The following is a 17,603-nucleotide window of genomic DNA, read 5'->3' on the forward strand; positions in this document are numbered from 1 at the left end:
CGGGCGACGCGGGTCACCGCCGCGATTTCAGCGGTGATCGCCGTCGTTCCCGCTATTCGGTGGGCGCCGGCGCCCCGCACCGAGCCCGGAAGTCGGTCACCGGCTGGCGAATGTTCTGCAGATCGGCGTGCGTCTGCGGATTGGCGTCCATGTACTGCTGCAGCCGGCCGCGCATTTCTTCACGGGATAGACCCTTGAGACCGGTGAAGAAGTCGTTGACGTCGGGATGGGCGAACAGGTAGGCCGAGGTCGACGCCGCCACACCGGCCGATATTCCGGCCAGGTCGGCGGCGGTGCAGTTCGGCGGAGCCGGGTCCGGGTCTGCCCGGGCGACCCCGGCGGCACCGAAAAGCGTTACGCCGCATACCGCACCGGCGGCAATCGCGCCGGCGACCGCGCGGGAATTCATCATGAACCGCTCCTTCACACGTCCCGAACACCCGGTATCCCACCGCACACCATAGTGGTGCTGCGGTCCTATGGGTAAGAACATGCCGTAGCCGGTCCCGTAACCCTGATATGGCAGGCTATGAGGACCCGTCGTCCGACGCCACCGATGACCCTCGTCCGCAGCAAGACGCTCTCACGGAGAACAAATGCCTGCTAAAGCGCCCAAGTCGGCGCGACACCTCGAGGTCGAGCGCAAGTTCGACGTGGTCGAGTCGACGGTGTCACCCTCGTTCGAGGGCATTGCGGCGGTGGCCCGCGTCGAGGTGTCGGCAACCCAGGAGCTCGACGCGGTGTACTTCGACACCCCGGCGCAGGATCTGGCGCGCAACCGGATCACCCTGCGGCGTCGCACCGGCGGTCAGGACGCCGGCTGGCACCTGAAGTTGCCGGCCGGAGCCGACGCGCGCACCGAGGTCCATGCCCCGCTTGATGCGTCCGAGAGCGCCGACTCCGTACCGGCCGAGCTGCTCGATGTGGTGCTCGCAATCGTGCGCGATCGCTCTGTCGAGCCCGTCGCACGCATCACCACGCGACGCGAGAGTCAGATCCTCTATGACGCCGAGGGAAGGGCCCTGGCGGAGTTCTCCAACGATCACGTCACCGCATGGTCGGCATCCGACGGTTCCGGCGCCCAGCCGGCCGAGCGGCAATGGCGAGAGTGGGAACTCGAGGTCCTCGGAACTGACTCCGACGAGAGCGGGGCGAAGAGCGGGGCCACCCGGCACGAGTTGTTGAACCGGCTCAGCAACCGACTACTGGACGCCGGTGCCCAGCCGGCCGGGCACGGCTCGAAGCTGGCCCGGGCGCTGGACTCACACGAGCCGGCCGAACAGACCGTCGGCACAGCGCCTACGGACCCGGTGCATCGCGCGGTGGCCCAGCAGGTCGAGGAGCTGCTGGTGTGGGATCGTGCCGTGCGCGCGGATGCCCACGATTCGGTGCACCAGCTGCGGGTCACCATCCGCAAGATCCGCAGCCTGCTCAACGAGTCCCAGGAAGCGTTCGGATCCGACGGCGCATGGGTTCTCGACGAACTGCGCGAGCTGGCCGCAATCCTGGGTGTGGCGCGCGACGCCGAAGTGCTCGCCGAGCGTTACCAGCGGCAATTGAGCCGGCTTGGGCCGGAGTTGGTTCGCGGGCCGGTCACCGAACGCCTCGTCGACGGCGCCCAACGCCGGTACCAGCAGGGGCTTCGGCGCTCATTGGCCGCCATGCGGTCCACGAGGTACTTCCGGCTGCTCGACGCACTGGATGCGATGGTGTCCGAGCCGCCGGTCACCTCATTCGGTCAGCAACCCCGTCCGGTGACCATCGATGCGGCCTACCGGCGCGTCCGCAAAGCCACCAAAGCCGCGAAGGCAGCCGAAGCCGCGCAGGCCGAGGACGCCGATGAGACCCTGCATGTGATCCGGAAACGAGCCAAGCGATTGCGCTATACCGCCGCGGCCACCGGGGCCGATCAGGTAGCCGAGCAAGCCAAGGCCATTCAGACGTTGCTCGGCGACCATCAGGACAGCGTGGTCAGCCGGGAGCATCTGTTGGCCCAAGCTCAGGCGGCACACCTGGCCGGGGAAGATACCTTCACCTACGGCCTGCTTTACCAGCGCGAGAACGAAATCGCCGAAAACAGCCGTGAGCAACTGGATTCGGCGTTGCGCAAGCTCGACAAAGCAGTGCACCGCAGCCGTCGCTGAACCCAAACGGTTCCAGGCCCCGGTCGCTGAGCCGGCTCTGCTCATCTTGCCCGAGCCCGCGTTCGCGGCCCTGACCGCAGCACAGTCTCGTGACCCTGAACATCCGCGAGGAAATTCCTTACGAACTGTTGACTGACACTGCGTTCGAGAGTGAAGATATCATCAGTTTAGTAATTCCGTCAGCCGACGGAGTGTGGCAACAACCCGAAGGAGCTCACGATGCGCAACGATCCCCGCGGTGTCGTGCTTGCCTGTTGCGGCGCGTTGGTAGTGGTCATGTCGGCGGTGGCCGGCGTCAATGTGGCACTGCCGGACATCGCCGTGGACCGAGGCGCGAGCGCGACCGATCTCACCTGGATCGCCGACGCTTACACCGTCGCGTTGGCGGCGCTGGTCCTACCGGCCGGCGCCATCGGTGACGACTTCGGCCGCCGTCGGACACTGCTCGGCGGGACATTGGTGTTCGGGCTGGCCAACGCGGCCGCAGCAGCCGCTGGGTCACCGTCGGCCATCATCATCGCTCGCGTCATCATGGGCATCGGCGCGGCGTTCATCATGCCGAGCACGCTTTCCACCATCACCGCCGTGGTCCACCCGGACCACAAAGGGCGCGCCGTGGGCATCTGGACTGGATTCGCCAGCGTCGGATCGATCTTGGGGCTGCTGCTCAGCGGCTACTTGATGGAGCATTACACCTGGCGCGCCACCTTCATCGGCACCGCGGTGCTCGCCGCCTTATCTCTGATCGTCGTTGCAGTGCTGGTGCCCAACACGAAGAGCGGTGAAGAACCCGCACCGGACCTGCCGGGCGGAGGATTGAGCGCGATCGCGATCGGCACTCTGGTGTACGGCATCATTGAGGGCGCCGACCAAGGGTGGACGCATTCGACCGTCATCGCCGCGTTCGTGACGGCCGTTGTGGCCGTCATTCTCTTCGTGTTTCACGAGTTGCGCACCGCTCGTCCCATGCTGGACCCACGGCTGTTCACCGACAGCGGCTTCAGCTCCGGCACAGCCACCCTGGTCATCCAGTTCCTGGGCACCTTCGGCTTCTTCTTCGTTGGCCTGCAATACATCCAGCTGATGCTCGGCTACGCTCCGCTGAAGTCTTCTCTGGCGATGCTGCCGATGGCTGTCGTGGTGCTTCCGATTTCCGCGATTGCGCCGAAACTCGCTGCGCGAGTTGGCAATCGAGTGGTCATCGTCTCCGGATTGGCTTGCATGGTCGCCGGCTTCCTGCTGCTGGCCCGGCTCGACACCGGCTCGACATACTCAAATCTGTTGGTGGGCATGCTGGTCTTCAGCGGTGGCCTCGCATTGTCGGCCACACCGGCGACCAACATCATCGTCGACTCGCTGCCGCCGGAAAAACAAGGTGTCGCCTCGGCGATGAACGACGTCACCCGCGAGCTCGGGGCGGCGCTCGGGATCGCGTTGCTCGGTTCGCTGTTCAGCGCCGGCTACCGTAACGCCCTCAACCTGCCCGCCGCAGTGCCGCAGCAGGCCGCGGGCACTATCCGGGAATCCCCCGCTGCGGGCATGCACGTCGCCGCGGACCCACAACTCGGTGCCCTCGGCCCCAGCGTCAACGACGCCGTGCGCGACGCCTTTGTCACCGGCCTCTCGCACGCCTTCATCGGGGGCGCGGCCATTACCGGCCTGACTTTGATTCTTCTGGTGCTCTTCCCGATCCCGCGCCCGGGACGCCACCGCAAGGTGCGCCGCTTGCCCGCACCGCCCAATCCGTCGTGGTGGCTGCCTTTGCTGCGTGGCCAGCTGAAGAAGGTTCCGAGCAATTCGACTGTCTGACAATGTGACCGGAGTAGTGCGATGTCTTTTGTGATCGCGGCGCCTGAGGTCATGTCAGCAGCGGCATCGCGGCTGGTCGATCTCGGGGCCACGCTCAGTGCGGCCAATGCGGCGGCTGCGGTACGGACCACGGCAGTGGCGGCAGCGGGTGCCGATGAGATTTCCGCAGCCATCGCGGCGTTATTCGAGTCGCACGGGCAGAGCTATCAGATCGTCAGCACCCACGCGGACTGGTTTCACCGGCAATTCGTTGAGACCGTAGGCGCGGCCGCCACGTCATACTCCCGAGCCGAATCGATCAGCGAGTCGATCCTCGGGGATCCCCTCCGCGCGCTGAACGACCCAACGCGGGCGCTGCTGGGCCGGTCGCTGATCGGCAACGGCGCCAACGGGGCACCGGGCCAGGACGGCGGGGACGGGGGGCTGCTGTACGGCAACGGCGGCGCGGGCGGTTCCGGCACCAGCCAACATCCGGCAGGGGGGCGTGGCGGGTCCGCCGGTCTGATCGGCAACGGCGGACCTGGTGGTGCCGGGGCCGACACAGGAGCCGGGGGCCGAGGCGGCAACGGAGGGCTGCTGTTCGGCAATGGCGGTGCGGGCGGCTCCGGTGGGTCCGGCGCAACCAACGGCAACGCCGGGTTCGGCGGCAACGGTGGTGACGCCGGGTTGATCGGCAACGCCGGGCCAGCCGGATCCGGAGGCAACGGCGCCAACGGACTCAGCTCTGGCGGCGCAGGCGCACCGGGCGGCAACGGCGGACATGGCGGCCTCTGGTACGGCAACGGCGGCCCGGCCGGAGCCGGCGGCAACGGCGGAAACGCCGCCAGCGGCACTGGCGGCGACGGGGCTCCCGGCGGCCATGGCGGGGACACCGGTTGGATCGGCAACGGCGGCCCGGCCGGAGCCGGCGGCAACGGCGGGAACGGACAGACGGGCGGGCACGGTGCGGCGGGCGGTTCGGGTGCCAACGGCGGCCTGCTGATCGGCAATGGCGGAGCGGCCGGCGCGGGCGGTAACGGGGGCAACAGCACCAGCGGTAACGGCGGTAACGGAGCGGCCGGCGGCAATGGTGGCTTCGCCGGGCTGTGGTACGGCAGTGGCGGCCCAGCCGGGGCCGGCGGCAACGGCGGCAACAGCACAACCGGCTTCGGCGGCAACGGTGCACCCGGTGGCAGCGGCGGCGCCGCCGGGGCAATCGGCAACGGCGGCCCCGGTGGGGCCGGTGGCAACGGCGGCAACAGCGCATCCGGTGAAGGTGGCAACGGCGCCCCCGGCGGTCCCGGCGGGCAGGCCGGGCTGTTGATCGGGGACGACGGGCCGAACGGATCGGACGGCAACGACGGGCACAGCAGCTAGGCGGGATTCATAGGCGGGCGAGTTGGCCTGTAAGCCGGATTCTGTTCCCCACCGCCGCGGCTTTAATCCACGGCGGCACGGCGACGACCATCCATCTGGACACTCCGTTGCCGGGTGCCTCGAGCGGCCTACCCGCAGACTCGGGCGAGCAACCCTCAAACGTCTGCGCAGCCGCACTTTTGGTGCAGCCTTCTTGGCCTTGCTTCGGGTGGGGTTTGCCGAGCCACCCCGGTCACCCGGGATGCTGGTGCGCTCTTACCGCACCGTTTCACCCTTACCACCGCGAGGGTGGCGGTCTGCTTTCTGTGGCACTTTCCCGCGAGTCACCTCGGATTGCCGTTAGCAATCACCCTGCTCTGTGAAGTCCGGACTTTCCTCGACTCGGCGCCCGCACCTCTCGGACCGGCGCGAGCCGCGGCCGTCCAGCCAACTCGCCTGCGACGAACACGGTACCCCCTGAACGAGGCCGAAGCCAGGCTCGGCCGTGCCGGTTAGCGCACCCTCCAGCAGCGGTGACTGATATGAATGCGGCAACGCCCACTGTCAGCGGTCGGCGGTCTACGTCGGTGCTGCGCGGCGTGACCCAGGCAGGCTTAGGCGGATATGACGAACGAAGGAGGCCGCCGAATGCCCCGGTGGGACGCCCGCGTCGACTCCGGCGACTGGGAGGCCATCACCGCCGAGCTCGATGAGTACGGCGGCGCGTTGTTGCCGCGCCTGCTCACCCCCGCTGAGGCGGCTCGGCTCCGCGGCCTCTACGCCGACGACAGCCTGTTCCGGTCGACCGTCAACATGGCGCCCAAGCGCTATGGCGCCGGTCAGTACCGCTACTTCCGCGCTCCCTATCCCGAGCCGATCGAGCAACTCAAACAAGCGCTGTACCCGCGGCTGGTGCCGATCGCCCGCGAGTGGTGGACCAGGCTGGGCCGGGTCGCTTCGTGGCCGGACAGCCTGGACGAGTGGCTGGCGCTCTGCCACGACGCCGGGCAGACCCGCTCGACGGCGCTGATGCTGCGCTACGGCGCCGGCGACTGGAATGCACTGCATCAGGACCTCTACGGCGACCTGGTGTTTCCGCTGCAGGTGGTGATCAACCTCAGTGACCCCACTGCCGACTACGCCGGCGGTGATTTCCTCTTGGTCGAACAGCGCTTCCGGGCCCAATCCCGGGGTATCGCAACACAACTGCCCCAGGGCCACGGCTTCGTCTTCACCACTCGCGAACGGCCGGTGCGCTCCACTCGCGGTTGGTCGGCCGCCCCGGTTCGCCACGGCATCTCGACCGTCCGTTCCGGTGAGCGCTATGCGCTGGGTTTGATCTTCCACGACGCGGCCTAGTCAGCCGGCCCGATCACTGGGCCGGCGCACGGAAACAATCAAGCGCCGCAACACGTTTCGCGTTATAGCGATGTCGGCGGCCGGGATGTCCCCGATGAGTGCCTGTTGCGCGGCGTCCGCCCGCGCCGTGATGGCCGACAGGGCACGCCGCCCGGCATGGGTCAGCGTGAGCAACGGCGACGCGCGGTGATCGGGATTGGACACCCACTCCGCCAGCCCGTCTTCGACCAGGTTGTGGGCGATGCGCTGCACGCTCTGTCGTGACACGCCGAGCCGGCGGGCGGCGCGGGACACAGACATCGGATCCTCGCAAACCACGCTGAGAACCTGCCAGCGCGCCTGAGTCTGGCCTTCGGTTTTCGCAACGGCGTCTCCGGACCTGCGCAGCGCACCCGCCGCCTCGTAGACATCGGCAACCAGCAACGGAATGTCGTCGGCCATCGGGCTCCTTTTTGACATTATGTTGTCACTTTAGCAGTATATTGTCGATTCTCGATAGGAGTTGCGACGTGAGTAGTGCAATCGCCAATCTGCAGGCGGCCCGGGAGCGGGCGGCGGTCCTGCGGCCCAAGGTGCACGGTTTTCCCTACCTGGCCGAGGTGTTGCGCCAGGCCGGGGTGAACCGGTACCACCACTCGATCCCGGCAGCCACCACCCTGTACCTGACCGACGCCGGACCGATCGTCGAGCAGCACGACCCGATCGTCGCCGGCCTGACCGACGTAGCCGCGTGGAACCGGGATGCTCTGGTCGACGCCATCCGCACCGACCAGGCCGGCCAAAGCAGTTACCCGCAGTTCGTCCACGCCTGCTGGGCGGCCGGCGTGGTGCACTACGACGTCGACTTACACGCCCGCACCTGCACCTACTCCGGCGCGGCAGGTGAGCGCCACGTCGAGAGCTACCCGCGGGTCGACGTCGCCGCCGGTCAGAGATACCCGGTCTGATTGACCAGACGCACCGAGGACGCGCCGTCGGGATAGAACTCGGCGATACTCAACGACGCGAGATCCAGGTGCAGCCGGTACAAAACCCCGGACCCGGCGTCCAGCGCCATCCGCAACATCGACTTGATCGGCGTGACATGAGAGACCACCAGCACGTTGGCGCCGGGGTGGTTGGCGATGATCCGGTCGCGACCACGGCGAACCCGCCGCAGCACATCATCGAAGCTCTCCCCGCCAGGGGGCAGCGCCCCGGTGTCGTAGAGCCAGCGACGGTGCAGCTCTGGATCGCGCGCGGCAGCCTCGGTGAAGGTCAGGCCCTCCCACGCGCCGAAGTCGGTCTCGATCAAGTCCTCGTCGACGGTCACGTCCAAGCCCAGTGCCCTGGCGGCCGTCGCCGCGGTGTCATAGGCACGCTGCAGCGGCGATGAGATCACCGCGACGATACCGCGGCGCTGTGTCAGGTATCGGGCCGCCAAACCCGCCTGGCGCCAACCGATTTCGTTCAGAGGCGGGTTACCGCGCCCGGAGTAGCGGCGTTGCGCCGACAACTCGGTCTGCCCGTGCCGCAACAACAACAACCGGGTGGGTGCGCCCCGGGCTCCGGTCCAGCCGGGTCCGCGGTTCGCGTCGGCCGGCGCCTGCTCGGTAGCGGCCTGGCGGGCGGCCTCGGTGACCGGCACCGCGACCTTGTCCACCCGTCGATCAGTCTGGGCCGCCGCGTCCATCGCTTCGTTGGCCAGCCGGTCGGCATAGGCGTTCTCCTCGCGCGGGACCCAGCAAAAACTGATCCGGCGAAACTGCGACGCCAGCGAACGCGCCTGGGCGTGCAGTTCCACCAGATCGGGGTGCTTCACCCGCCATCGCCCCGACATCTGCTCTACCACCAGCTTGGAGTCCATCAGGACCGATACCTCACCGGCGCCCAGATTCAACGCGTCATCCAATCCGGCGATCAGGCCGCGGTATTCGGCAACGTTGTTGGTGGCACGGCCGATGGCCTGCTTGGTTTCGGCCAGCACCGTCCTGCGGTCCGCACTCCACACCACCGCCCCATACCCGGCCGGCCCCGGGTTACCCCGCGACCCGCCATCGGCTTCGATGATCACCTTCATTGATCAGAAACCTTGACGCGCAACAAAATCGCACCACACTCCGGGCAACGCAGCACTTCGTCCTCGGCCGCGGCCGAGATGCGGGCCAGCTCGCCGCGACCGATCTCGATCCGGCAGGACCCGCAGCGGTGTCCCTGCAATTGCCCGGCCCCGGGTCCTCCCCCGGCGCGCAGCCGTTCGTAGAGCGCCGACAGCTCGGGGGCCAACTGCGCGCTCAACGCGTCACGGCGCGACGTATGTTGGGCCCGGGTCTCTTCCAGCTCGGCCAGAACGGCGTCCAGAGCCTGCTGGGCCGCGGCCAGCTCGGCCTGCAACTGGTCGGTGGCGGACGACTCGGCGTCGTGCCGGCCCTGCAGTTCCTCGCGGCGCTCCATCACTTCCAGCAGAGAATCTTCGAGCGTGATCTGGCGGCGCTTCAGGGTTTCCAGTTCATGCTGCAGGTCGGCCTGATGCTTGGCGTCGGTGGCACCGGCACTCAGCAATGAGCGGTCGCGGTCTTCGCGCCTGCGCACCGCCTCGATCTCGGCCTCCAGGCGTGCAACCTGAGCATCCAAGTCCTCCAACGCGATTCGCACGGCACCCAGCCGGTCACCGGCGGCGGTGTGCTCCTCCCGCACCCGTTCGTAGGCGGCACGCTCAGCCAGATGACCGGTTCGATGAGCAAGCCGGGACAGCTCAGCATCGACCTTCGCCAATTCCAGGAGCGAACGCTGCTGTGCTACGTCGGCCTTCATCGGTGATCTCCAGGTCTCTTTCTCAGCACTCGGTTCTCAGGTTCCACGGGTCGGTGCGCGTCGTGGATACCCGCACCGGTAGCGACTCGAATCGCGACCGCAGCACCCCGGCCGCCTGGGCACACCACGGGTATTCACTGGCCCAGTGGGCGACGTCGATCAACGCCACCTGCGAGGCCCGCAGATGCTCGTCGGCGGGGTGGTGCCGAAGATCGCTGGTGACGTACGCCTGCACGTCCGCGGCGGCCACCGCGTGAAGGAATGAGTCGCCCGCTCCGCCGCAGACCGCCACACGTGAGACCGGCAGGTCCGGATCGCCCGCCGCACGTACCCCCCACGTCGTCTGCGGCAGGGCGCGGTTGACGCGCGAGACGAACTCGCGCAGCAGTTCGGGTCGCGGCAGTGTGCCGATACGACCGAGCCCTGTGCCGGCCGGGGGTGGTACCAGGGCGAGGATGTCGAAAGCCGGCTCTTCGTAGGGATGCGCGGCCTGCATGGCCGCCAGGACGGCCGAGCGTGCCCGGGCGGGCGCGATGACCTCGACGCGGTCCTCGGGGACGTGCTCGACGGCACCGACACTGCCGATCGCCGGTGACGCCCCCTCGTGCGGCAGAAACTGGCCGGTGCCGGTGACGCTCCAGCTGCAGTGCGAATAGTCGCCGATGTGTCCGGCGCCGGCCGCAAAGACCGCTTCGCGTACCGCGTCGGCGTTCTCCACCGGCACGTAGATGACCCACTTGTCCAGCTTGGCCGGACTGGGCGAGGTGTCCAGGACGGCCTCGACGGTCAGTCCGAGCGCGTCCGCCAGCGCATCGGACACGCCCGGAGCCGCCGAGTCGGCGTTGGTGTGGGCGGTGAACAGCGAACGACCCGCACGGATCAACCGGTGAATGAGCGCACCCTTGGGAGTGCTGGCCGCCACCGTGTCGACACCACGCAACAGCAATGGGTGATGGGCCAGCAGCAGGCCGTTGTCCGGCATCTCGTCGACCACGGCCGCTGTAGCGTCGATCGCGATGGTGACCGATTCGATCTCGTCGGCGGGGTCACCGCAGACCAGACCCACTGAATCCCACAACTCGGCCAGCTGCGGTGGGTAGGCCCCGTCCAGCACTTCGATGACGTCGGCGAGCCGCACGCTCATCGGCAGCTCCCGCCGTGCGCTGCGGCCGTGGAGATGGCCTCGACCAATTCCGGCCACTCCTCGCGTACCGCCACCCTCAGATAGTTCCCGTCCAGGCCGACGAAGGTGTCGCAGCGGCGTACCGCAATACCTCTGTCCCGCAGTCGATCTCTGATCCGCTCACCATCCGGGCTGTGGAACAACACGAACGGCGCCCGGCCGTCGACCACGTGCAGTCCCACCGATTCCAGGCCGGCGACCATCACCGAGCGCAGCGCCACCAACCGCTCGGCATCCTCGGCAGCCTCGGCGACGGCCTGCGGGGCGCAGCAGGCGGCGATGGCCGACAGCTGCAGAGTGCCGACCGGCCAGTGCGCGCGCTGTGCGCCCAACCTGGCCAGCAACTCCGGCGCCCCCAGGGCGTAGCCCACCCGCAAACCGGCCAGCGCCCAGGTCTTGGTCAGGCTGCGCAGCACCAGCACGTCGGGCAGGGCCGCACCGGCCAACGACTCCGGTTCGCCGGGAATCGCGTCGGCGAACGCTTCGTCGACCACCACGATCCGTCCGGGCCGGCGCAGCCCAAGCACGTGTTCACGGGCGTGCAGCACCGAGGTCGGGTTCGTCGGGTTGCCCACCACCACCAGATCCGCGTCGCCGGGCACTTCCGCCGCGTCCAGGGTGAACGGCGGTGGCAGCACGACGTGGTGCACGGGGATCCCGGCCGCGCTCAGCACCGCTTCGGGTTCGGTGAACGAGGGCGCGATGATCGCGGCGCGGCGCGGACGCAGGTTGCTCAGCAACGCAAAACCCTCGGCCGCGCCGGCCAGTGGCAACACCTCATCGTGGGTTCGGCGGTGACGCGTGGCCGCCGCAACCTGCGCGGCGTAGACGTCGGCTGCACTTGGGTACCGGGCCAGATCGGGCAGCCGCATGCTCAACTTCTGCAGCAGCCATGCCGGGGGTTGCGCGCGACGGACGTTGACGGCGAAATCCAGCATGCCGGGCATGACGTCCTGATCACCGTGATGACGCGCGCGTACCGGGCTCGACACGCTCGGATCACGACCCGCCATCACAGAAACACTAGTGCGCCCGCATACCGGCTTCCCCACTGACATCACGCCACCCAGCGTGGCCCGGGCACCACCCGGCGCCCGCTCTCTCCAGGCGTCAGTGAATGAGACTGTGAATGACACCGACGTTGAGGACCCCCGCCTCGGCGATGGTGAGCGCTTCCAACAGTCCCGCCATGGTCAGCATTGCGGTGTTGGCCGCTATCGGGTCACCGATCGCATGGAGCAGGCTGCCGTTCTCCAGGCCGTGGACGAACAGGGTTGCGTCGTACACCGGCAGGCTGAGTGCGGCCGCCACGGTGACATCCGCGGTCGGCAGCAAAACCGCGTAGTCGGTCGAAATGATCGAGGCGACGGCGTTTGCGACGTTCTCCGGTGTTGGCGCCACCGCCGGGGGCGCCGGACCTACCAGCGCCGCGACCATGTCCGGCCACAGCGGCTGCAGCACCGGCGGATTGAAGATGTTCGGGAGGTCGGCCAGGAAGTCCTGCACTCCTTGCTGGGTGCCGGCCGCCAAAGCGTCCAGCACAGTCAGCGGGCTCACCGCGGGGAAAAGACCGAACGGCGTCGGTACGTTCGCGGGACTCGTCGACCAGCCGTAGGCAGGGTCGCCGTAGCCCAGGTTGACGATGACCCGCACGTCGGGCTGAACCAGGTCTGCCAGCGGGTTGCCCACGAACGGTATGACCCGCCACGGATCCAGCAGCGGCAGGTTCGCGGTGGGGATCATCTTGTAGGTGGTCATCGTGGGGCCCTGAGTCGACAGGGTGTAAGCGGCATCAACCTGATCGGGTGTCAAGTGTGGATAGCCGAAGTGCACCGCACCGATACCGAAGAATGCGTTCAGGTCGGAAACGAAATTGAGCGGATAGCGGGGGAAGTCGGCCAGTCCGTCGTACTCACGGGTGTAAATGGTGGTGGGATAGACGTTGTCCGGGGTCGCCCCGACCATGCTCACGCCCAGCGACGGCAGCGTCAACCCGGCGAAACGCTGCAGCAGACCGCCATTGGGATTCATCGGATCGCCGATCAGCACGAAGTCGAGGTCGGCCGGACTCGGCGCGCCCATCGCCGCGAGTTGCCGCATTTCCAACGACGCGATTTCGGCGCTCTGGGAGTAGCCGAACACGGTGACATGGTTGCCGCTGCCCAGTTGCTGCAGGACCGCGTCGTGCAGGATGGCAACACCCTGTCCCACCGACGTGTCGAACGGCAGGCTCCGGACACCGGTCAACGGGTAGAGCTGCTCGGGTGTGAACACCACCTGCGGGATGGCGCCGGCTCGATTTGGCTGGATGAACAACGTGTCCACGGCCTTGACGTAGGTGCTCGGCGGGCTCGGGTCGCCGGTGCCGCCCATGACGAGCGCCACCAGCGGCTTGGGGGGCGGCGACGACGGCGCGGCGTGAAGGCCGGCACCGACCGCCACGCCGGGCGTGCTGACGCCGAGCAGGCCCGGGATCCCGCCGAGCGCGGCCGACGCGTTGGCCACCTCGGCTTCCACGTAGCGGCGCGCGGCGGCGCTCAGCATGCCGGCGAATTGGTCGCCGAAAGTCAACGCTTGGGCCAGCACGGCCTGTGCTTCCCGGGCATATGCCCCGAACAGCGCGGCGAAGGCCACCGACACCTCGTCGGCCGCTGCGGCGGCCAGTTCGGCGGTGGGCCCGGCCACCAGCGTCCTGACCTCGTCGACCGCCGCCCTGATTCCCGACATGTCGGCTGCGGCCGCCGCCATCGCCTGGGGTTGCGTGGCCAGAAGTGTCATCGCAGGCGAACCCTCCATGGCCAGCTCGTAGCTTCCCGAGAACCCCGATTGTGACAAACGGCCCAGAGCGTGTCCGGCAATCCGTGCAACTTCGGGCACGGTCCTGCGCGGTTGCCTGGCGGTCCGGGGCCCACCGCGATCAACGACAATGGACTCGTGACAGGCTCCAGTGCGCACAGCGACGGCGCGAAAGCCGAGCTGGTGATCTTCGACCTCGACGGAACCCTGACGGATTCGGCGGCCGGCATCGTGGCGAGCTTCCGGCATGCGCTCACCCACGTCGGTGCCGCGATTCCCGAGGGCGACCTGGCCGCCCGGATCGTCGGCCCGCCGATGGACGAAACATTTCACGCCATGGAACTGGACGGGCGCGCCGACGAGGCAGTTTCCGCGTTCCGGGCCGAGTACGGCAGCCGGGGCTGGGCAATAAACAGCCTGTTCGACGGTATCGCGCCGCTGCTGGCCGATCTGCGGGCCGCGGGGGTGCGCCTGGCGGTGGCGACCTCCAAATTGGAGCCGACAGCTCGGCAGATCCTTTCTCATTTCGGGCTTGACCAGCATTTCGAAGTGATCGCCGGCGCGAGCCCGGACGGCACACGCAAATCCAAGACCGACGTCCTGGCTCACGCGCTGGAGCAGTTGCAGCCACTGCCCGAACGCGTGCTGATGGTCGGCGACCGCAGTCACGACGTGCACGGCGCGGCCGCGCACGGCATCGACACCGTCGTGGTGGGCTGGGGCTATGGACGGGGTGACTTCACCGAGCCCATCACCTTCACCGGTGTCACCCATGTCGAGACGGTCGACGAGCTGCGGAGGGCGCTGGGTGTCTGAGCCGCTGCTGCATGTCACGTTCGTGTGTTCGGGAAACATCTGCCGTTCGCCGATGGCCGAGAAGATGTTCGCGCACCAGATTTCTGAACGCGGTCTGGGCGAGGTGGTGCGGGTCACCAGCGCCGGAACCGGTAACTGGCACGCCGGTGAAGGGGCGGATGTGCGCGCCGAACGGGTACTGCGCGACCACGGCTATCCCACCGCCCACCGCGCGGCTCAGTTGAACGACGATCACCTGTCCGCCGATCTCGTTGTCGCACTCGGCCGCAACCATCAACGACTGCTGCGCCAACTTGGGGTGGAGGACAGCCGGCTGCGGATGCTGCGCTCATTCGACCCGCGCTCGGGCGCCCACACCCCGGACGTCGAGGACCCATACTACGGAGACCACAGCGATTTCGAGACGGCGTTCGTCGTGATCGACGCCGCACTGCCCGGCCTGCACGCTTGGGTCGACGAGAGACTCACGCAGAACGGAAACGGGTGATGGCCAGGCGCTTGACGTTCCTGCTCCGGCCGGGCTGGCTGGCGCTGATTCTGGTGGTCATCGCGTTCACCTATCTGTGTTTCACGGTGCTGGCACCGTGGCAGTTGGGCAAGAACACCCGCACTTCCCGGGAAAACCAGCAGATCGCCGACTCCGTCAGTGCGGCACCCGTACCGCTGAAAACCCTTCTGCCGCATGAAGATTCGTCGGCGACCGGTGCCCAGTGGCGCCAGGTGACGGCCACCGGCCACTACCTGCCGGACGTGCACGTGCTCGCCCGGCTGCGGGTGGTCGACGGCGACCAGGCGTTCGAGGTGCTGATGCCGTTCGTCGTCGACGACGGGCCGACCGTGCTGGTCGACCGCGGGTATGTGCGCCCCGAGCAGGGTTCGCACGTACCCGCCATCCCACCGCCACCGAACCAGACGGTGACCATCACCGCGCGGCTGCGCGACGCCGAGCCCACCGTGGCCGGTAAGGAGCCCTTCATCAGGGATGGCTACCAGCAGGTGTATTCGGTGAGCACCGGCCAGGTCGCGGAGTTGACCGGAGTGCCCCTGGCCGGTTCGTATCTGCAGCTGGTCGACAATCAGCCCGGTGGACTCGGCGTCGTGGGCGTCCCGCACCTGGATGCCGGCCCGTATCTCTCCTACGGCATCCAGTGGGTGCTGTTCGGTGTGCTGGCGCCGATCGGACTGGGGTACTTCGTCTTTTCCGAGCTTCGGGCGCGGCGGCGCGAGAAACAGCCGCCGCCCGCCCCCGCAGGGTCCGCCGCCCCCCAGAGCGTGGCAGACAAGCTGGCCGACCGCTACGGCCGCCGGAGGTGACCCTTGCCTGCGACCACGCCCGCCAACACGACGGCGGCCCCCGCCTGAACCATCCGCGAAAGCCGCACCGCGCGGCGCAGGTCGGCCACCGTGGGTGGCCGACCTTCACCTAATGTCGGTCGGATCTGCAACTCGTGGCTGTACTGGGTGGGTCCCCCGAGTTGTACGCCGAGCGCTCCGGCGAACGCGGCTTCGACCACGCCGGCGTTGGGGCTGGGATGACGAGCCGCATCCCGGCGCCACGCCCGGGCCGCGCCGCGGGGTGACCCGCCGATCAGCGGCGCGCAGGCCACCACCAGCCCGGCCGTCAGCCGCGCACCCCCAAGGTTCACCAGATCGTCCAATCGTGCAGCGGCCCAACCGAATCGGAGATATCGCGGTGATCGGTAGCCGATCATCGCGTCCAGGGTGTTGATCGCCCGGTACCCCAACACCGCGGGTGCGCCACCGACCGCCGCCCACAGCAACGGCGCGACCTGGGCATCTGAGGTGTTCTCTGCCACCGATTCCAACGCCGCGCGTGCCAGGCCCGCCTCATCCAACGCGCCGGGATCGCGCCCACACAGCCATGGCAGCAGCCGTCGTGCGCCGTCGACATCGCCGCTGTCCAGCAACCCCGCCATCCGAGCGCCGGTTCGGGCCAGCGAGGTGCCGCCCAACGAGACCCATGTCGCCACCGCCGTGGCCACCGTTGATCCGGCACGACGCTGCAGCAAGCCCCCCACCAGGCCGACCGCGCCCACCAGCAGAAGCGCGTGGACGACTCCCGCCGCCCGGCTGTCGCGGTAGCTGAACTGTTCGGCCTTGGCGGCCCCCGCACCGAAAAGCGCGACCGGGTGGGCGTGCCGGGGGTCACCGAGCGAGAGGTCGGCCAGATAGCCGGCGACGACGCCGACAGCCCTGGCCTCGCCTGCCGTCCCGAACACCTCGGCAGCGTCTCACACCGGGGAGGTGAAGCGGTTAGATCACCACTACGACGACGAGCAGCGTCACGAGGACGACGAACTGTGCGGCCAGCATCCACCACATCTCCGGGACGTAGTCATAGGCGGCCTGCGAGCGCCCGAGCTGGAAGAGGTTCGTCAACTTCACCGCCGAGGCGTCGGGTTCTCCGAGTGACGGTTCGATCGACATGTGTCGAAGATGCCCGTTTCGAGTCGATCTAATCGCCGTTGAGGGTGAACTCGATCACACGAGCCGCGCAGCCCCAGCTGGCGTGGGATGAGATGACCGAAATCACCACGGCGCGCACCCAGGACCGGTGATGATTTCGTGACGCCTCCCGCCGGTTCAGCTGGCGCTGCGAGATTCCATTGATTCGGCGCCCCGTCCGGTGGAGGGCCGATCACTGGGCAGCCCGGTCCTGGTCTGGTCCGCAGTCACGACCCACCGGTCCAGCCTCCATACACCGTGCTGCTTGACGGCCGTAAAGTCATAGCAGCCCGTCAAGTCGGGCACGGGCGGACCGCCATCGCGTATCGCGAAGACCTGCACATAACAATGACCCGTCATTTCGTCGGAGGTTTGACTCGCAACGCAGAATGAATTCAACGCATGGCGCCGTTTGTTGTGTTGGACTCTGAATGCGTGTTTCCTGGCCGCGAGCAGTTTCATTACGACGGTGATGTCCTCGGATAGCACTCGGCCTTCGTGCAGTAAGACCAGTTCCGGTGATTCCGTGAACAAGGCGCGGAAATCGTCGAGCCGGTCCTGGTCGTAGGTGTAGGCGTAGGCGCCCAGCAAGTTGAGGACCGCAAGTCGATCTGCGACAAGGAAGTTTGCATCGCCAGCCTCCCGGCCGGTCGCCAACAACTGTTCGTCGAGCATATTCGCCCTGCTCTCTAGCGGAGTTGGAGTAAGAATTCATCAACCATGGTTGACATCTTTGTCAGAATAGCGCTTGGCAGTCCATATTGTCAACCATAGTTGTCAGAATAGGACTGTCGGGGGGCTGCCCGATCCCGCGGCACCCCGGTTTGTCTCTGCGCACCGGCCTGACCCGCACCGCTGGGCGCACGATCTCGGCCCCACGCGCTTACGCGCGTGGTCTACTC

General features: G+C 67.8%; 18 protein-coding genes and 1 other RNA gene. 8 read left to right on the top strand and 11 right to left on the bottom strand.

Features of this window, described 5'->3' with window-relative positions; all coding sequences use genetic code 11:
* Positions 1-52 precede the first annotated feature (52 nt).
* Positions 53-412: a heme-binding protein gene (locus ACX9NE_RS14985; protein WP_459362167.1), complete on the bottom strand. Its 360-nt coding sequence runs from the start codon at positions 410-412 to the stop codon at positions 53-55.
* A gap of 184 nt (positions 413-596) precedes the next feature.
* On the opposite strand from ACX9NE_RS14985, the gene ACX9NE_RS14990 reads away from it, so the two are divergent.
* The 3 genes from ACX9NE_RS14990 to ACX9NE_RS15000 all read left to right on the top strand — a co-directional run bounded on the left by ACX9NE_RS14990 (position 597) and on the right by ACX9NE_RS15000 (position 5,309).
* On the top strand, positions 597-2,144 hold the full coding sequence (locus ACX9NE_RS14990; protein WP_459362168.1) for a CYTH and CHAD domain-containing protein: 1,548 nt from the start codon (positions 597-599) through the stop codon (positions 2,142-2,144).
* A gap of 219 nt (positions 2,145-2,363) precedes the next feature.
* The gene (locus tag ACX9NE_RS14995) at positions 2,364-3,953 is read left to right on the top strand and encodes an MFS transporter (protein WP_459362169.1); all 1,590 of its coding nucleotides are present in this window, start codon (positions 2,364-2,366) and stop codon (positions 3,951-3,953) included.
* A 21-nt stretch (positions 3,954-3,974) separates the two neighbouring features.
* On the top strand, positions 3,975-5,309 hold the full coding sequence (locus tag ACX9NE_RS15000; protein WP_459362170.1) for a PE family protein: 1,335 nt from the start codon (positions 3,975-3,977) through the stop codon (positions 5,307-5,309).
* A 14-nt stretch (positions 5,310-5,323) separates the two neighbouring features.
* On the opposite strand, the gene rnpB is transcribed toward ACX9NE_RS15000, so the two are convergent.
* An RNA gene (rnpB, locus tag ACX9NE_RS15005) (RNase P RNA component class A) lies at positions 5,324-5,743 on the bottom strand.
* Positions 5,744-5,936: 193 nt separating this feature from the next.
* Between rnpB and ACX9NE_RS15010 the strand changes: the two genes are divergently transcribed.
* The gene (locus ACX9NE_RS15010) at positions 5,937-6,647 is read left to right on the top strand and encodes a 2OG-Fe(II) oxygenase (protein WP_459362171.1); all 711 of its coding nucleotides are present in this window, start codon (positions 5,937-5,939) and stop codon (positions 6,645-6,647) included.
* On the opposite strand, the gene ACX9NE_RS15015 is transcribed toward ACX9NE_RS15010, so the two are convergent.
* Complete coding sequence (locus tag ACX9NE_RS15015; protein WP_459362172.1) at positions 6,648-7,088, bottom strand: MarR family winged helix-turn-helix transcriptional regulator; 441 nt, start codon at positions 7,086-7,088, stop codon at positions 6,648-6,650. It abuts the gene before it with no gap.
* Between the two features lie 68 nt (positions 7,089-7,156).
* On the opposite strand from ACX9NE_RS15015, the gene ACX9NE_RS15020 reads away from it, so the two are divergent.
* Positions 7,157-7,594, top strand: a complete 438-nt coding sequence (locus tag ACX9NE_RS15020) for a DUF1398 family protein (RefSeq protein ID WP_459362173.1) — start codon at positions 7,157-7,159, stop codon at positions 7,592-7,594.
* On the opposite strand, the gene ACX9NE_RS15025 is transcribed toward ACX9NE_RS15020, so the two are convergent.
* From ACX9NE_RS15025 to ACX9NE_RS15045, 5 genes are all read right to left on the bottom strand, one after another.
* Positions 7,576-8,706 carry a bifunctional RNase H/acid phosphatase gene (locus ACX9NE_RS15025; protein ID WP_459362174.1) on the bottom strand — a complete coding sequence of 377 codons (1,131 nt, stop codon included), beginning with the start codon at positions 8,704-8,706 and terminating at the stop codon, positions 7,576-7,578. The two genes, ACX9NE_RS15020 and ACX9NE_RS15025, sit on opposite strands and share 19 nt — an antisense overlap.
* Positions 8,703-9,440: a zinc ribbon domain-containing protein gene (locus ACX9NE_RS15030; RefSeq protein WP_459362175.1), complete on the bottom strand. Its 738-nt coding sequence runs from the start codon at positions 9,438-9,440 to the stop codon at positions 8,703-8,705. The genes ACX9NE_RS15025 and ACX9NE_RS15030 overlap by 4 nt, the downstream gene beginning before the upstream one ends.
* A gap of 22 nt (positions 9,441-9,462) precedes the next feature.
* On the bottom strand, positions 9,463-10,584 hold the full coding sequence (locus tag ACX9NE_RS15035) for a Nif3-like dinuclear metal center hexameric protein (protein ID WP_459362176.1): 1,122 nt from the start codon (positions 10,582-10,584) through the stop codon (positions 9,463-9,465).
* Entirely contained in the window at positions 10,581-11,636 is a 1,056-nt protein-coding gene (gene cobC, locus ACX9NE_RS15040) for an Rv2231c family pyridoxal phosphate-dependent protein CobC (protein WP_459362177.1), read from the bottom strand. The genes ACX9NE_RS15035 and cobC overlap by 4 nt, the downstream gene beginning before the upstream one ends.
* Before the next feature lie 97 nt (positions 11,637-11,733).
* Complete coding sequence (locus ACX9NE_RS15045; protein WP_459362178.1) at positions 11,734-13,401, bottom strand: PE family protein; 1,668 nt, start codon at positions 13,399-13,401, stop codon at positions 11,734-11,736.
* Positions 13,402-13,557: 156 nt separating this feature from the next.
* On the opposite strand from ACX9NE_RS15045, the gene ACX9NE_RS15050 reads away from it, so the two are divergent.
* From ACX9NE_RS15050 to ACX9NE_RS15060, 3 genes are read left to right on the top strand one after another with little or no spacing between them, the layout of a single operon-like run.
* Positions 13,558-14,235: an HAD-IA family hydrolase gene (locus ACX9NE_RS15050; RefSeq protein WP_459362179.1), complete on the top strand. Its 678-nt coding sequence runs from the start codon at positions 13,558-13,560 to the stop codon at positions 14,233-14,235.
* Positions 14,228-14,722 carry a low molecular weight protein-tyrosine-phosphatase gene (locus ACX9NE_RS15055; RefSeq protein WP_459362180.1) on the top strand — a complete coding sequence of 165 codons (495 nt, stop codon included), beginning with the start codon at positions 14,228-14,230 and terminating at the stop codon, positions 14,720-14,722. The genes ACX9NE_RS15050 and ACX9NE_RS15055 overlap by 8 nt, the downstream gene beginning before the upstream one ends.
* Complete coding sequence (locus tag ACX9NE_RS15060; RefSeq protein ID WP_459362181.1) at positions 14,722-15,549, top strand: SURF1 family cytochrome oxidase biogenesis protein; 828 nt, start codon at positions 14,722-14,724, stop codon at positions 15,547-15,549. The genes ACX9NE_RS15055 and ACX9NE_RS15060 overlap by 1 nt, the downstream gene beginning before the upstream one ends.
* Here the strand turns inward: ACX9NE_RS15060 and ACX9NE_RS15065 are convergent.
* The 3 genes from ACX9NE_RS15065 to ACX9NE_RS15075 form a co-directional block, all read right to left on the bottom strand.
* A complete protein-coding gene (locus ACX9NE_RS15065) occupies positions 15,531-16,475 on the bottom strand; it encodes a cobalamin biosynthesis protein (protein ID WP_459362182.1) in 945 nt (314 codons plus the stop codon). The two genes, ACX9NE_RS15060 and ACX9NE_RS15065, sit on opposite strands and share 19 nt — an antisense overlap.
* A 34-nt stretch (positions 16,476-16,509) precedes the next feature.
* Positions 16,510-16,683 carry a hypothetical protein gene (locus tag ACX9NE_RS15070; RefSeq protein ID WP_459362183.1) on the bottom strand — a complete coding sequence of 58 codons (174 nt, stop codon included), beginning with the start codon at positions 16,681-16,683 and terminating at the stop codon, positions 16,510-16,512.
* 156 nt (positions 16,684-16,839) lie between these two features.
* Positions 16,840-17,376: a nuclear transport factor 2 family protein gene (locus tag ACX9NE_RS15075; RefSeq protein WP_459362184.1), complete on the bottom strand. Its 537-nt coding sequence runs from the start codon at positions 17,374-17,376 to the stop codon at positions 16,840-16,842.
* Positions 17,377-17,603: the final 227 nt, after the last annotated feature.

The sequence above is a fragment of the Mycobacterium sp. ML4 genome (genome assembly GCF_054515735.1).